Genomic DNA, 14,514 nt, shown 5'->3' with positions numbered 1-14,514 from the left:
TCAGGGTTGGGCGTCAGCCCTTGACGGACCCTGCCGCCAGGCCGGACTGCCAGTACCGCTGCAGCAGCAGGAACGCCGCCACCAGCGGGAGGATGGTCAGCAGCGCGCCGGTGATGACCAGGTGGAAGATCGCCTCTCCGCCCGCCGTGGACGCCTGCGCGCTCCAGGCGTTCAGGCCGAGCGTGAGCGGGTACCAGTCGGGGTCGCGCAGCATGATGAGCGGCAGGAAGTAGTTGTTCCAGGTCGCGACCGTGGTGAAGAGCAGCACCGTCACCGTCCCGGGGGCCAGGAGCGGCAGGCAGACCTGCCAGAAGGTGCGGAGCTCCCCCGCGCCGTCGATCCGGGCCGCCTCCATGAGCTCGTCCGGGATGGCCTCCGACGCGAACGTCCACATCAGGTAGAGGCCGAACGGCGACACGAGGGACGGCACGATCACCGACCACGGCGTGTTGGTCAGGCCCAGCTCGCTGAACATCAGGAACGTGGGCACCGCGAGCGCCGTGCCCGGCACCGCCACGGCGCCGATCACCACGGCGAACACGCCGCGCCGGCCGGGGAAGTCGAACTTGGCGAGCGCGTACCCGCCGAGCAGCGCGAGCAGGGTGGCGCCACCGGCCCCGGCCACGACGTAGAGCACCGTGTTGCCGAACCAGCGCACGAAGACGCCGTCGTCGTAGGTGAGGACTCCGACGACGTTGTCCCAGAGGGCGAAGTCGCCCGCGAACCACAGGCCGAACGAGTCGAGCAGGCCGGCGCGGGTCTTGGTCGAGTTGACCAGGAGCCACACGAGGGGCACGAGCGAGTAGATCGCCATGAGGCCGGTCAGCACGGTGAAGGTCAGGCTGCGGCGTGGTCGTGACGAGGAGGCACCGCGGCGGCGCTTCAGCGGCGCGGGCGGGGTGGGCGGCGCGGGCGGGGACGCGGGGGCGACGTCCCCGGTACGGACGGTGGTCGTCATCGCTCAGTCCTCCCGTCGCATGCCGCGCAGCTGGACCGCGTAGGCGACGATCATCGTGAGGACGCCCATGATGATCGCGATCGCGGCCGAGTAGTTGTACTGCTGGCCGGCGAAGGACAGCGAGTACGCGTACAGGTTGGGCGTGTACGACGTGCTGATGTAGTTGGGTGACAGCGCCTGCAGGATGCTCGGCTCGTTGAAGAGCTGGAAGCTGCCGATGATCGAGAAGATCGTGGCGATGACGAGCGCGCCGCGGATGGCGGGGAGCTTGATCGCGCCGACGATGCGCCACTGGCCGGCGCCGTCGATCCTGGCCGCCTCGTAGAGCGCGGGGTCGATCACGCGCAGGGCGGCGTACATGATGAGCATGTTGTAGCCCACGAACTCCCAGGTGACGATGTTGCCGATGGCGGCGAGCACGAAGTCGGACCGCAGCGGGTCGGGGACCGAGACGCCGAACGCGTCGTTGATGTTGCCCACGAGGCCGAAACGCTCGCCGTACATGAAGCCCCACATGAGCGCGGCGACGACGCCGGGCACCGCGTACGGCATGAAGATCGAGATCCGGAAGAACCCCATGCCGTGGACGCGGCCGGAGTCCAGCGCGAGGGCGATGAAGAGTGCCAGCCCGAGCATGATCGGCACCTGGACCACCAGGAACAGGCCCACGCGGCCCACACCCGCCCAGAACTGATCGTCGCCGAGCGCCCGGGCGTAGTTGTCCAGGCCGACGAAGGAGTTGCCGCCGACCATCTGCCGCCGGAAGAGGCTCAGGTAGAGCGCGTACCCGATCGGCGCCGCGAACACGAGCGCGAAGACTGCGAGGAACGGGCTCAGGAAGCCCCATCCCGTCCACGCCGCGCGTCCTTTCCGGGACATGCCCGGCCGGGCGAGCGCCCTGGACCTGGTCGGCGGTGTCACCGGCACCGTTGCCGTCACGCGAGTCCCCTCTCCTGTCGCGCCGGGGCGGCCTCGCCCTGGTCCGAGATGTCTGCCCACAGATGTTTACGTTAACATCCTGTTGTGGCCGACCCTCCCATCCGCGCCCGGAACCCGTCAAGCGGGGCCGGGGTCACAGTATGGTCAAGCCCATGACCGATACCGGACGCCGGCGTGCCGGCCTTCGCACGCGCCCAGGGCCGTCCCTGGCCGACGTCGCCGCCCGGGCAGGCGTCTCCGCGCAGACCGTCTCCCGGGTGTCGATGGGCACCGCGAACGTGCGCGCCGAGACGCGCGCCCGCGTGCTCGCGGCCATGGACGAGCTCGGGTACGCGCCCAACTCCGCGGCGCGGGCGCTGCGCTCCGGCAGCTACGGGACCATCGGCATGATCGCCCACCGGCTCTCGCGCACGGGTGAGTCCCGGACCGTCGAGGCGGTCGTGGAGGCGGCGCGCGCCGAGGGTTTCACAGTCACCCTCGTCGACGTGGAGAGCCCGTCGTCCGACGACGTCTCGGCCGCCGCCACCCGCCTGTCCCACCAGGCCATCGACGGGCTGGTCATCATCCGCGCCGAGACCGCGACGCCCGCGACCCTCGTTCTGCCACCGCGCCTGCCCGTGGTCGTGTCCGACTCTCGGTTCGTGGGGCACCACCCGGCGGTGGGCGCCGACCAGACAGCGGGCGGGCGGGCCGCCGTCGAGCACCTGCTCGGGCTGGGCCACCGGACGGTGCACCACCTCGCCGGCCCGGAGGACTCGACGCCCGCCCAGGTCCGCGCCGAGGCGTGGCGCGACGCGCTGGAGGCGGCGGGCCGGCCGGTCCCCGATCTGCTCCGCGGCGACTGGACCGCCGACTCCGGCTACGCCCTCGGCCGCGAGGTCGCCCGCGACCCGGACGTCACGGCCGTGTTCTGCGCGAACGACGAGATGGCGGCCGGGCTCATGCGTGCGCTCCACGAGGCGGGGCGCGACGTGCCGGGCGACGTCTCCGTGGTGGGCTTCGACGACATCGTGCTCGCGGCGCACCTCTGGCCGCCGCTCACCACCGTGTCGCAGGACTTCGCCGAGATCGGCCGCGCGCTGGTCGACCTGCTGCTGCGTCAGGTGCGGGAGGGGACCTCGCTCGCGGACGTGCACACGCTCGTGCCGGTGCGGCTGGTGGTCCGGGCGAGCACGGCGCCGCCGGCCGCCTGACCCGGGCCCTCGCTACTTCGTGGCCTGGCCCAGCTCTCGCGAGCGGTCGCGCGCCGCCTCGGCCGCTGCGAGGAACGCCGCCCGGACGCCGTGGTCGTCGAGCACCTGCAGCCCGGCGGCGGTGGTGCCGCCCGGGGACGTCACGCGCTCGCGCAGGAGCACCGGGTGGTCGCCCGTCTCGGCGGCCAGCCGGGCGGACCCGAGCACCGTCTGCAGCGCGAGCGTGCGCGCGACGTCGCGCGTCAGTCCCAGCAGGACGCCGGCCTCGGCCATCGCGTCGAGCACGTAGAAGACGTACGCGGGCCCGGAGCCCGACAGGGCCGTCACTGCGTCCATGTCCTTCTCCGCCACGCGCACCACCACGCCGGACCCGGTGAGCATCCGCTCCACCAGGGCCAGGTGCTCCTCCGACGCCGCCGCGCCCGGCGCCACGGCCGTCATCCCGGCGCCCACCAGCGCGGGCGTGTTCGGCATGCAGCGCACCACGGGCGTCCCGGCGGGCAGCCGGCGCTCGAAGTAGTCGACGCTCAGGCCGGCGGCCACGCTGGCGACCACGGCGCCGTCGGGCAGCGCGGGGCCGACGTCGGCCAGGACCTTCGCGACGTCGTTCGGCTTGACCGCCACGACGACCAGGCCGGCGCGGCCGGCGGCCGCGGCGTTGTCCGTCTCGACGGTCACGCCGTAGCGCTCCTCCAGCGCGGCGGCGCGCTCCGTCTCCGACGGCGTGACCGTCGCGACCACGTCGCCGGGCGCCCAGCCCGCCGCGAGCGCCCCGGCGAGCACCGCCTCACCCATGTTGCCGGCGCCCAGCACGGCAAGTCGTCCGGTCGTTCCACTGCTGCTCTGGCTGCTCACGACACCATGGTGCCCTGTCCGGGCCCGAGCGGGTGGTGCGTGCCCGCCGTCGTCCGCCCTGCGAGGGAACGGTCGGCGGGAGCGGTCAGAGGGGGAACGCCGCGTAGAACGCCTCCATGGCGTCGGCCAGGCCGGTCGCCTGGAGCACCGCGGTGCCGTTGCGCCACGTCACGACGGAGGTGTCCGGCGTCGGGCCCGGGGTGATGCCGTAGGTGCCCACCACCTCCTCGCCGACGAGGACGTCGCCCTCGGCGCTCGCCTCGCCTGCCGCTGCCCGGAAGGCGTCCGCGGCGGCGGTGGCGTCCTCGGGCGAGGCCCACTGCCCGGCGACGACGGTGATCTCCTGTGCGCCGTCGCCGTACACGGCCGTCCAGGCCTCGACGGCGCCTGCGTCGAGCGTGGGCTCGGAGGCCGCTTGCGAGAGGAGCGCGTACGCGAGCACGGCGGAGGGGAGCGCCTTCTGGAAGGCGGTCTCCTCGGCGGCGCGCGCCATCGGCTGCACGGTGGGCGTGGGCGCAGGGGCCGTGGCGGTCACCGTCGGGAGCGGCTCAGGCTCGGCCTCCGCCCGCCAGAAGCCGGGCCAGACGAGGCCCGCGACCAGGACGAGCGCCACGGCGAGCAGGAGGGCGAGGACCCCCACGACGAGTCGACGGCGTCGGTACACGGCCGGGGACACGCGGCTGTGGACACGGTCGACCGGGGTGCGGTAGTCGTCGCCGAGGTAGCTGGGCCTGGAGCTGTCCGGCCCGTCCGGCGGCGTGCTGCCTGACTGCAGCGGGACACGCTGGTCGGTCATCGTCCTCTCCCGCTCGTCCGCCGCCGGCGGTCGCCGACGGTCGCCACGAACTCTATGCCGAGCCGGGGGACGCACCGTGCAGGCGCGCCCTCCCCGCGCCGACGCGACCGTGTCGGTGGCGGCGGGTACCGTCCCCCGCGTGACCACCACCACCTCCAAGCGCTCCTCGCGCCCCGCCTACCGGTGCACCGAGTGCGGCTGGACCACCGTCAAGTGGGTAGGGCGCTGCGGGGAGTGCCAGGCCTGGGGCACGGTCTCCGAGGAGGGGCCCGCGGCGGCGGGCCCGCGCACCACCGCGGTGACGCCCACCCGTTCGCCCGCGCTGCCCATCGGCGAGATCGACGTCGAGGCCGCCCGGGCCACGCCCACCGGCGTGGGCGAGCTGGACCGCGTCCTCGGCGGCGGGCTGGTCCCGGGCGCCGTCGTGCTGCTCGCCGGCGAGCCGGGCGTCGGAAAGTCCACCCTGCTGCTCGCCGTCGCCAGCAACTTCGCCCTCGGGGTCACGGCGCCCACCTCGGCGAGCACCGGCACCCGCGTGGCCACGGCCGGCACGCCGCGCACCGTCCTGTACGTCACCGGCGAGGAGTCCGCCGGGCAGGTCCGGCTGCGGGCCGAGCGGATCGGCGCGCTCGCCCCCACGCTCCTGCTCGCGGCCGAGACCGACCTGGCGACGGTGCTCGGTCACGTCGAGGCGTCCGACGCGGACCTGCTCATCGTCGACTCGGTGCAGACCATCGCGTCCGCGCAGGTCGACGGCGCCCCGGGCGGCGTCAGCCAGGTGCGTGAGGTGGCGGCGGCGCTCATCGCCGTGGCCAAGGAGCGCCAGGTCCCGGTGCTGCTCGTGGGGCACGTGACCAAGGACGGCACGGTCGCCGGGCCACGCACGCTCGAGCACCTCGTCGACGTGGTGTGCCAGTTCGAGGGCGACCGTCACTCACGGCTCCGCATGGTTCGGGCGGTCAAGAACCGCTACGGGCCCACGGACGAGGTGGGCTGCTTCGACCTCTCGGAGCACGGCATCGTCGGGCTGTCCGACCCGAGCGGGCTGTTCCTCTCGCACTCCGGCGCGGGTGTGCCCGGCTCGTGCGTCACCGTGACGCTCGAGGGCCGCCGCCCGCTCGCGCTGGAGATCCAGTCGCTCGTGGCGCCGAGCCCGCTCGCGAACCCGCGCCGGGCGACGAGCGGCGTGGACTCCAGCCGGCTCGCGATGATCCTCGCCGTGATGCACCGGCACGCCGGCCTGCGGCTCGCCGACCAGGACGTCTACGTGTCCACGATCGGCGGGGCGCGCGTGACGGAACCGTCGGCCGACCTTGCGACGGCGCTCGCCCTGGTGTCCGCCCGCACCGGCGAGGCGCTGCCCACGGGCACCGTGGCGATCGGCGAGGTGGGGCTGTCGGGTGATCTCCGGCCGGTCACCGGGCTGGAGCGCCGGCTGTCCGAGGCGGCGCGGCTCGGCTTCGCGCGGGCCGTGGTCCCGGCGGGTGCCGGGGTGCGCGCGCCCGCCGGCCTGCAGCTGCTCGAGGCCCGCCACATCGCCGAGGCCGTGGAGCTCTCGCGCGGTCCCGGCAGCTCCGGCGGCGGAGCGGGCAAGGCCGAGGGCAAGGCCCCGCGGACCTCGCCGGAGAGCGAGCCGAACCCGGTCCGAGACCGGCCCCAGGGGCCCGGACGAGGTGGGCTCCGGCCCGTACCGTGAACAACACGTGAAACGAAGGGCTTGTGAACTGAAGCACAGCGTAAGATTTCGTCGTGGCCGAATCCCTCTCGCCCCCTGACGAGCTGCTCCGGGAGACCCTGGCCGCCGTCGCGCCTGGTACCGAGCTCCGCGACGGTCTCGAACGCATCCTCCGAGGCCGTACCGGTGCCCTCATCGTGCTCGGCCTCGACAAGACCGTCGAGCAGATGTGCTCCGGCGGCTTCGTGCTGGACGTCGGGTTCTCCGCCACGCGTCTGCGCGAGCTGTCCAAGATGGACGGGGCCGTGGTCCTGGACCGCGACGCCACGCGCATCCGCCGGGCCGCCGTCCAGCTGCTCCCCGACCCCACCATCGAGACCACCGAGTCGGGGACGCGACACCGCACGGCCGAGCGCGTCGCCAAGCAGAGCGGCTTCCCCGTCATCTCGGTGAGCCAGTCCATGCGGATCGTCGCCCTGTACGTGGGGGGCCTGCGGCACGTGCTCGAGGACTCCGACACGATCCTCGGGCGCGCCAACCAGGCCCTCGCCACCCTCGAGCGGTACCGCGCGCGCCTCGACGAGGTGTCGGGCACGCTGTCCGCGCTGGAGATCGAGGACCTCGTCACGGTGCGTGACGTCTGCTCCGTGGTGCAGCGCCTCGAGATGGTGGGCCGGATCTCCGACGAGATCGCCGGCTACGTGATCGAGCTCGGCGTCGACGGCCGCCTGCTCGCCCTCCAGCTCGACGAGCTGATCGGCGACGTGGGCGCCGACCGTGAGTTCGTGATCCGCGACTACGTGGTGCTGGGCCGCAAGGACCGCACCCTCGCCGACGTGCAGCGGGACCTCGCCGCCCTCACCTCGCAGCAGCTCCTCGACCTCAGTCAGATCGGCCGCGTTCTGGATCTCCCCGGGGGCGGGGACGCGCTCGACGCGGCCGTGGCGCCGCACGGCTTCCGGCTCCTGTCGAAGGTTCCGCGCCTCCCCGCGTCCATCGTGGAGCGGCTCGTCTCGCACTTCGGCGGGCTGCAGAAGCTGCTCGCCGCGAGCGTGGACGACCTGATGTCCGTCGACGGCGTGGGCGAGCAGCGCGCCCGCACGATCCGCGAGGGCCTGTCCCGGCTCGCGGAGTCGAGCATCCTCGAGCGCTACGTCTGAGCCGTCAGCGTCCGACCCGTCAGACCGGCAGCGGCTGCCGCGTCACGGCGTGGGTGCCGGTACCTTCGTGCCCGGCTCCGTCGGCACCCTCGCACCGGGGTCCACGGGAGCCTGCGTGCCCGGGTCCCCCGGAGCCTGCGTGCCCGGGTCGGTCGGGGCCTTCGCCCCAGGGGCGGCGGGGTCCGTCGGCGGCGTCCCGGTAGCCGCCGGATCAGCGGCCGGGCCCGTCGGCGTCGGCTCCGGCGTCGGCTCCGGGACCTCGTACGTCACGGTGACCGGCTCGCTCACCGCTCCCGGCACGTCGGCAAAGGTCAGCTGCGCCACGTAGTCGCCGGCGACGAGCTCGGGCTGGCCGCCCGCGCACCCGGGGACGGTCCGCACGTCCGACCAGCGCACCGTCCGGGGCGGGTCCGCGTCACCCGGGCCGAGGAGCAGGAGCCGCTCGTCCGCGGGGGCACAGTCGGCGGACGACCAGACACGCTCCCCGCCCTCCGGCCCCGGCGCGGCGTAGACGGTGACAGCGCTGCTGACGTCCGCCCCGTCCACGAGGCAGGGCACGCGACCGGTGTTCTCGAGCGTCACGGTGAAGGTCACGGGCCTGCCCGGGCCGAACGCCGTCCGGTCTGCGGCGAGGCTGACGTCGAGGTCGCTCGCGACGCACCGCTCGGCGGGACCGGTGAGGTTCAGCGGCTCCGGCGGGTGCACCTTGTCCGAGACGATCGGCGGCTCGGGCTCCGGCCAGGCCGCCCACGCGACGACCGGGACACCGACGAGGGCGACGAGGACCACCACCGTGCGGGCGAGCCTCCGCCGCCGCGTACCACCCGCCGGGACCCCGTGGTGTCCTGGATCCGCCGGGTGCCTCCGATCAGGCGTCCGGTCCGGTGCAACGACCACCTTGCTCTGCCTCTCCCTGCCCGTGCGACCTCTGCTGACGTGCGGCGACGCCGCAAGGACCCACGGTACGTCGGCCGACGTCGCACCTCGGTGTGCCGCGCCGCCGTCCGCCGAGACGGGCGCCCGCCGAGAGAGTGGACCCGGCTCGGCACCGGACCGGGGAAGATAGGTCTTCGTGACCGCGACCCACGCCGAGGCTACGCAGCAGGAGGTGCGCTCCGCCGTCGTGCGGTGGTTTGCCCGTGCCGCGCGGGACCTGCCCTGGCGGGCCGCCGACCGCACCCCCTGGGGCGTCCTGGTCAGCGAGGTGATGCTGCAGCAGACGCCCGTCGTCCGGGTCGAGCCCGCCTGGAAGGCCTGGCTCGAGCGCTGGCCCACCCCGGCCGACCTTGCCGAGGCCCCCACCGCCGACGTGCTGCGCGCGTGGGACCGGCTCGGCTACCCCCGGCGCGCGCTGCGCCTGCAGGAGTGCGCACGGGCTGTCGTGGAGCGGCACGGCGGCGTGGTCCCCGAGGACGAGGCCGACCTCCTGGCCCTGCCCGGCGTCGGCGAGTACACGGCGGCTGCGGTGCGGGCGTTCGCGTTCGGGCGCCGGTCGGTCGTGGTGGACACCAACGTGCGCCGCGTCGTGGCGCGCGTGTTCGGCGGGACGGCGCTGCCCGCGCCGTCGTACACCGCTGCCGAGCGGGCGCTCGCCACCACCCTGGCACCCGCCGCGGACGACGACGCCGCCCGCTGGGCCGCCGCCTCGATGGAGCTCGGCGCGCTCGTGTGCACCGCCCGGGCGCCGCGCTGCGACGCCTGCCCCGTCGTGAACCAGTGCGCCTGGCGTGCGGCCGGGTCCCCGCCGGACACCCACGCCGCCCGACGCCGGACCCAGGCCTGGGCGGGCACCGACCGCCAGGCGCGGGGCCGGGTCATGGCGGTCCTCCGGAGGGCCGACCACCCCGTGGACCGGGCGCTGCTCGACGACGTCTGGCCGGACCCCGCCCAGCTCGGCCGGGCGGTCGCGGGCCTGATCGAGGACGGCCTCGCCGAGCAGGACGAGGCGGGCCGCTACCACCTGCCGAGATAGTGCGTTCGTCCGACGAAGGCACTACCTCGGCGCGACGGGAGCGCCGAGATAGTCACCTCGTCCGACGAAGGCACTACCTCGGCGCAGGGTCAGAGGGTCAGCAGCATCCGCGAGTTGCCGAGGGTGTTGGGCTTGACCCGGGCGAGGTCGAGGAACTCGGCCACGCCGTCGTCGTGGGACCGCAGCAGCTCGGCGTAGACCTCCGGGGAGACGGGCGTCCCCTCGATCTCCTCGAACCCGTGCTGGGCGAAGAAGTCGACCTCGAACGTCAGGCAGAAGAGCCTGCGCAGGCCGAGCGCCCGGGCACGGGCGATCAGCCCGTCCACCAGAGCGTGCCCCACGCGTCGGCCGCGCCAGTCCGGGTGCACGGCGAGGGTGCGGATCTCGGCGAGGTCGTCCCACATGACGTGGAGGGCGCCGCACCCGACCACCCGGGTGGCGTCGGGCCCGGTCCCGGCGTCGGGCCCGGTCCCGGCGTCGGCCACCAGGAACTCCTGGACCGCCTCGTAGTAGCCCACCATCTCCTTCGCGAGGAGGATGCGGCGCTCGGCGTAGGGGTCGACCAGGGATCTGATGGCGCGCACGTCCGCCGGCAGGGCAGGGCGGACGACGGGCGCGGTCGGGTCGGGAGCCACGGCGTCACCCTACGCCGGAGGTAGCCGCCGACTGCGCTTTGCGACACGCGTCCCAACTCTTGCCATAAGCACGAATGCGTGGTGACGTGAACCCATGGCAACCACCCGGCTCACCGCAGAGTCCAGGGCTCAGGCCCTGGCGGCGCTCGAGGCGAGCGTCAGCCCGTCGGCGGAGCTCGACGTACTGGTGGTCGGCGGGGGTGCGACGGGGGCCGGAATCGCGCTCGATGCCGTGACCCGCGGCCTCTCCACGGCGATCGTCGAGGCCCAGGACTGGTCGCAGGGCACGTCGAGCCGCAGCAGCAAGCTCGTCCATGGCGGCCTCCGCTACCTGCAGATGCTCGACTTCAACCTGGTCCACGAGGCGCTCACCGAGCGTGACCTGCTCCTCCGGGACCTCGCACCCCACCTCGTGAAGCCGGTGCCGTTCCTCTACCCGCTGGAGCACCGCGTCTGGGAGCGGGCCTACGTGGGCGCGGGCATCGCGATGTACGACGTGCTCGCCACGCTGACCCCCGGCCGTCGGCCGATGCCGTTCCACCGCCACCTGAGCAAGCGCCAGATGGAGGTCAAGTTCCCCGACCTGGCGCACGACGCGGCGGTGGGCGCCGTGCAGTACTGGGACGCCTCCGTGGACGACTCGCGCCTGGTCACCACCCTGGTCCGCACGGCCGCGAGCTACGGCGCGCAGGCCGCGAGCCGCACCCAGGTGGTGTCCCTGACGCAGGGGCCCACGGGAGCGGTGAACGGCGCCGTCCTCGTCGACCTGGAGACGGGCCGCGAGATCACGGTGCGCGCCCGCGCGGTGCTCAACGCCACCGGCGTCTGGACCGAGGAGACGGAGGCCCTCGCCGGGAGCGAGGGCGGGCTGCACGTGCTCGCGTCCAAGGGGGTGCACCTCGTGGTGCCCCGCGAGCGCATCCGCGGGCACGTGGGCCTGATCCTGCAGACCGAGAAGAGCGTGCTGTTCGTCATCCCGTGGAGCAGGTACTGGATCATCGGCACCACCGACACCCCGTGGGACCTGGACCCGACCCACCCCGTGGCGACGTCGGCCGACATCGACTACGTGCTGGACCACGCCAACGCCGTGCTCGCGCACCCGCTCACCCGCGAGGACGTGCTCGGCACGTACGCCGGCCTGCGGCCGTTGCTGCAGCCCGGCACCAAGGCCGGGACCAGCAGCGCCAAGGTGTCGCGCGAGCACACCGTCGCCAGCCCCACGCCGGGGCTCACGGTGATCGCCGGCGGCAAGCTCACCACGTACCGGATCATGGCCAAGGACGCCGTGGACTTCGCGATCGGCCAGCGGTCCGCCGCCCTGCCCAGCATCACGCACCAGATCCCGCTCACGGGCGCCGTCGGCCTCCGCGCGGTCCAGCGTCAGGCACGTACCTGGGCCAAGCGGTACGGGTGGGCGCCGCCCATGGTGGACCACCTGCTGCACCGGTACGGCGCCAACCTGACCGAGATCGTCGAGCTCTGCGAGGTCGACCCGACGCTCGCCCGACCGCTGAAGAACGCGCCCGCGTACCTGCGGGCCGAGGTCCACTACGGGGTCACGCACGAGGGCGCGCTGCACCTCGAGGACCTGCTGGCCCACCGCACGCGCCTCGTCTACGAGGTGCGCGACCGCGGTGCGGCCGCCGCGGACGAGGTCGCCGAGGTGGTGGCTCCGCTGCTCGGCTGGGACGAGGCGACGGTCCGGACGGAGACGGACGCGTGGCGGTCCCGCATCGAGGCAGAGCTCGCCGCGGAGCAGGCGCCCGACGACGGCGCCGCCGAGAAGCTGCGCCTGCGCGCACAGGACGTTGCGGCCATGCAGCCGCTGCGGGCGTGACCTTCGGGGAACGTCGCAACACGCACGACACAACAGAACACCTCGCGCACTCTCACGGGCCTGGACCAGGGCCGGGGGTGCGGCACGGACGCCGACAAGGCCGTCGGCAGAGAGCGAGACCGAGATGAACGTGTTGACCGACATCATGGTGCCGGAGTTTCTCGGCACCATGATCCTGCTCCTGGGCGGTGCGGGCGTGGTGGCGAACGTCATCCTGCCCGGCACCAAGGGCTACGGGGGCGGCTGGCTCCTCATCAACTTCGGATGGGGCCTGGCGGTGTTCGCCGGCGTCTTCGTGGCGTTCGCCTCCGGCGCACACATCAACCCGGCGGTGACCCTCGGCATCGTGGCGTCGGGAGCCGAGGAGCTGGGTCCGGAGATCCCCGTGAGCTTCGTGAACGTGCTCGCCTACATGGTGGCGCAGCTCGCCGGCGCGTTCACCGGTGCGGTCCTCGCCTTCCTGGCGTACAAGCCGCACTTCGACCAGGAGGCCCCGGCCGACATCAAGCTCGGCGTGTTCTCGACCGGCCCGGCGCTCCGGTCGTACACGTGGAACTTCGTGACCGAGGTGATCGGCACCTTCATGCTCGTGTTCGTCATCCTCGCGTTCGCGAACTGGCCGGGCGACATGGGGCCGCTCGCCGCCGCCCTCCTCGTGACCGGGATCGGCGCGAGCCTCGGCGGGCCCACGGGGTACGCCATCAACCCGGCCCGCGACCTCGGGCCGCGCATCGCCCACCTCCTGCTCCCGATCCGCGGCAAGGGAAGCAGCGACTGGGCGTACTCGTGGGTCCCCGTGCTGGGCCCGCTGGTGGGCGGGGCCCTCGGCGGGCTCGTCGCGAGCGCGGCCTTCTAGCCGTCCCGGACACCCAGACAGTGCCGGACGACGGCTGCACGGACAACGAAGTCTTGATCAAGGAGAGAACCGATGCCTGACTACGTACTCGCGATCGACCAGGGCACCACGAGCTCGCGAGCGATCGTGTTCGACCACGGCGGGACGATCGTCTCGACCGGCCAGCTGGAGCACGCCCAGATCTTCCCCAAGGCCGGCTGGGTGGAGCACAACCCGGTGGAGATCTGGGACAACGTGCGAGAGGCGGTCGGCATCGCCCTGACGCGAGCCAACCTCAACCACACGGACATCGCCGCCGTGGGCATCACGAACCAGCGCGAGACGGCGGTGGTGTGGGACCGCACCACGGGCCAGCCCGTCTACAACGCGATCGTCTGGCAGGACACCCGCACGCAGGCCATCGTCGAAGAGCTCGGCGGGTCGGAGGGCGGCGACAAGTACAAGGCCATCGTCGGGCTCCCGCTGGCGACGTACTTCTCCGGGCCCAAGGTCAAGTGGATCCTCGACAACGTCGAGGGTGCGCGCGAGAAGGCGGAGCGGGGCGACCTCCTGTTCGGCAACACGGACGCCTGGGTGCTGTGGAACATGACCGGCGGGGTCGACGGCGGCGTGCACGTCACGGACGTCACGAACGCCTCGCGGACCATGCTCATGGACCTCGACACCCTGTCGTGGCGCGAGGACATCGCGGCCGACATGGGCATCCCGATGTCGATGCTGCCCCGCATCGCGTCGTCGTCCGAGGTGTACGGCAACGGGCGCGAGCGCGGCATGGTGCCGGGCGTACCCATCGCCGGCATCCTCGGCGACCAGCAGGCGGCCACGTTCGGGCAGGCCTGCTTCGAGGTCGGCACCGCGAAGAACACGTACGGCACCGGCAACTTCATGCTGCTCAACACGGGCACGGAGAAGGTGCCGTCGGAGAACGGGCTCCTCACGACGGTCTGCTACAAGATCGGCGACGCCCCCGCGATCTACGCCCTCGAGGGCTCCATCGCGGTGACCGGGTCGCTGGTCCAGTGGCTCCGCGACAACCTGGGCATGTTCACCGACTCACCGGACGTGGAGTACCTCGCGCGGAAGGTCGAGGACAACGGCGGGGCGTACTTCGTCCCGGCGTTCTCCGGCCTGTTCGCGCCGTACTGGCGGCCCGACGCGCGCGGCGCCCTGGTGGGCCTTACCCGCTTCGTGGACCGCAACCACATCGCGCGGGCCGCGCTCGAGGCGGTCGCCTACCAGACCCGCGAGGTCGTGGAGGCGATGTCGCTCGACTCGGGGGTCACGCTCACCGAGCTCAAGGTCGACGGCGGCATGGTCGCGAACGAGCTGCTCATGCAATTCCAGGCCGACCAGCTCGGCGTCGACGTGGTGCGGCCCCAGGTCGCCGAGACCACGGCGCTGGGGGCTGCCTACGCCGCCGGCATCGCCGTGGGCTTCTGGGCGGGCGAGCAGGACGTCACCGCGAACTGGGCCGAGGACAAGCGGTGGACGCCGAACATGGACGCCGACGAGCGGGACCGCCTCTACCGGAACTGGAAGAAGGCCGTGACGAAGACCTTCGACTGGGTCGACGCCGACACGCAGTAGGCGGGGCGGGCCGGTTCAGCCCGGAGTCCGGTTCGAGAACGCCATCAG

13 protein-coding genes are annotated in these 14,514 nt (G+C 73.2%); 7 read left to right on the top strand and 6 right to left on the bottom strand.

Features of this window, described 5'->3' with window-relative positions:
* Positions 1-13 precede the first annotated feature (13 nt).
* Complete coding sequence (locus tag D1350_RS01985) at positions 14-958, bottom strand: carbohydrate ABC transporter permease (protein WP_125773309.1); 945 nt, start codon at positions 956-958, stop codon at positions 14-16.
* Positions 959-961: 3 nt separating this feature from the next.
* A complete protein-coding gene (locus tag D1350_RS01980; RefSeq protein ID WP_125773967.1) occupies positions 962-1,837 on the bottom strand; it encodes a carbohydrate ABC transporter permease in 876 nt (291 codons plus the stop codon).
* A gap of 212 nt (positions 1,838-2,049) precedes the next feature.
* On the opposite strand from D1350_RS01980, the gene D1350_RS01975 reads away from it, so the two are divergent.
* Complete coding sequence (locus tag D1350_RS01975) at positions 2,050-3,090, top strand: LacI family DNA-binding transcriptional regulator (RefSeq protein ID WP_125773308.1); 1,041 nt, start codon at positions 2,050-2,052, stop codon at positions 3,088-3,090.
* Between the two features lie 12 nt (positions 3,091-3,102).
* On the opposite strand, the gene proC is transcribed toward D1350_RS01975, so the two are convergent.
* Together proC and D1350_RS01965 are read right to left on the bottom strand one after the other, a co-directional pair.
* Positions 3,103-3,945, bottom strand: a complete 843-nt coding sequence (gene proC, locus D1350_RS01970) for a pyrroline-5-carboxylate reductase (RefSeq protein ID WP_276313696.1) — start codon at positions 3,943-3,945, stop codon at positions 3,103-3,105.
* A gap of 85 nt (positions 3,946-4,030) precedes the next feature.
* Positions 4,031-4,741 (bottom strand): hypothetical protein, encoded by a 711-nt coding sequence (locus tag D1350_RS01965; RefSeq protein WP_125773306.1) that lies wholly within the window; start codon positions 4,739-4,741, stop codon positions 4,031-4,033.
* Between the two features lie 139 nt (positions 4,742-4,880).
* Between D1350_RS01965 and radA the strand changes: the two genes are divergently transcribed.
* Together radA and disA are read left to right on the top strand one after the other, a co-directional pair.
* Positions 4,881-6,437, top strand: a complete 1,557-nt coding sequence (gene radA, locus D1350_RS01960) for a DNA repair protein RadA (RefSeq protein ID WP_125773304.1) — start codon at positions 4,881-4,883, stop codon at positions 6,435-6,437.
* Positions 6,438-6,490: 53 nt separating this feature from the next.
* On the top strand, positions 6,491-7,576 hold the full coding sequence (gene disA / locus D1350_RS01955) for a DNA integrity scanning diadenylate cyclase DisA (RefSeq protein ID WP_125773302.1): 1,086 nt from the start codon (positions 6,491-6,493) through the stop codon (positions 7,574-7,576).
* Between the two features lie 42 nt (positions 7,577-7,618).
* Here the strand turns inward: disA and D1350_RS01950 are convergent, their stop codons facing one another.
* Positions 7,619-8,368, bottom strand: coding sequence for a hypothetical protein (locus tag D1350_RS01950; protein WP_125773300.1), 750 nt, complete (start codon positions 8,366-8,368; stop codon positions 7,619-7,621).
* Positions 8,369-8,648: 280 nt separating this feature from the next.
* Here D1350_RS01950 and D1350_RS01945 point away from each other — a divergent pair, with 280 nt between their 5' ends.
* Positions 8,649-9,548 carry an HhH-GPD family protein gene (locus tag D1350_RS01945; RefSeq protein WP_420807790.1) on the top strand — a complete coding sequence of 300 codons (900 nt, stop codon included), beginning with the start codon at positions 8,649-8,651 and terminating at the stop codon, positions 9,546-9,548.
* 89 nt (positions 9,549-9,637) lie between these two features.
* Here the strand turns inward: D1350_RS01945 and D1350_RS01940 are convergent, their stop codons facing one another.
* Entirely contained in the window at positions 9,638-10,183 is a 546-nt protein-coding gene (locus D1350_RS01940; protein WP_125773298.1) for an amino-acid N-acetyltransferase, read from the bottom strand.
* 94 nt (positions 10,184-10,277) lie between these two features.
* Between D1350_RS01940 and D1350_RS01935 the strand changes: the two genes are divergently transcribed.
* The 3 genes from D1350_RS01935 (at position 10,278) to glpK (ending at position 14,466) form a co-directional block, all read left to right on the top strand.
* Positions 10,278-12,023, top strand: coding sequence for a glycerol-3-phosphate dehydrogenase/oxidase (locus D1350_RS01935; protein WP_125773296.1), 1,746 nt, complete (start codon positions 10,278-10,280; stop codon positions 12,021-12,023).
* 124 nt (positions 12,024-12,147) lie between these two features.
* Positions 12,148-12,879 carry an MIP/aquaporin family protein gene (locus tag D1350_RS01930; RefSeq protein WP_125773294.1) on the top strand — a complete coding sequence of 244 codons (732 nt, stop codon included), beginning with the start codon at positions 12,148-12,150 and terminating at the stop codon, positions 12,877-12,879.
* Between the two features lie 72 nt (positions 12,880-12,951).
* Positions 12,952-14,466: a glycerol kinase GlpK gene (gene glpK, locus D1350_RS01925; RefSeq protein ID WP_125773292.1), complete on the top strand. Its 1,515-nt coding sequence runs from the start codon at positions 12,952-12,954 to the stop codon at positions 14,464-14,466.
* The last annotated feature ends 48 nt before the right edge of the window (positions 14,467-14,514 follow it).

It is taken from the genome of Antribacter gilvus (assembly GCF_003946865.1).
GTDB classification, from domain to species: domain Bacteria; phylum Actinomycetota; class Actinomycetes; order Actinomycetales; family Cellulomonadaceae; genus Antribacter; species Antribacter gilvus.
The sequence above is the reverse complement of the archived record's forward strand: the minus strand, read 5'-3'. Positions and strand labels throughout refer to the sequence as shown.

Coding starts and splice junctions, on each gene's coding strand:
- D1350_RS01985 (WP_125773309.1), bottom strand. CDS start 958: ATGACGACCACCGTCCGTACCGGGGACGTCGCCCCCGCGTCCCCGCCC.
- D1350_RS01980 (WP_125773967.1), bottom strand. CDS start 1,837: ATGTCCCGGAAAGGACGCGCGGCGTGGACGGGATGGGGCTTCCTGAGC.
- D1350_RS01975 (WP_125773308.1), top strand. CDS start 2,050: ATGACCGATACCGGACGCCGGCGTGCCGGCCTTCGCACGCGCCCAGGG.
- D1350_RS01965 (WP_125773306.1), bottom strand. CDS start 4,741: ATGACCGACCAGCGTGTCCCGCTGCAGTCAGGCAGCACGCCGCCGGAC.
- D1350_RS01935 (WP_125773296.1), top strand. CDS start 10,278: ATGGCAACCACCCGGCTCACCGCAGAGTCCAGGGCTCAGGCCCTGGCG.
- D1350_RS01930 (WP_125773294.1), top strand. CDS start 12,148: ATGAACGTGTTGACCGACATCATGGTGCCGGAGTTTCTCGGCACCATG.
- glpK (WP_125773292.1), top strand. CDS start 12,952: ATGCCTGACTACGTACTCGCGATCGACCAGGGCACCACGAGCTCGCGA.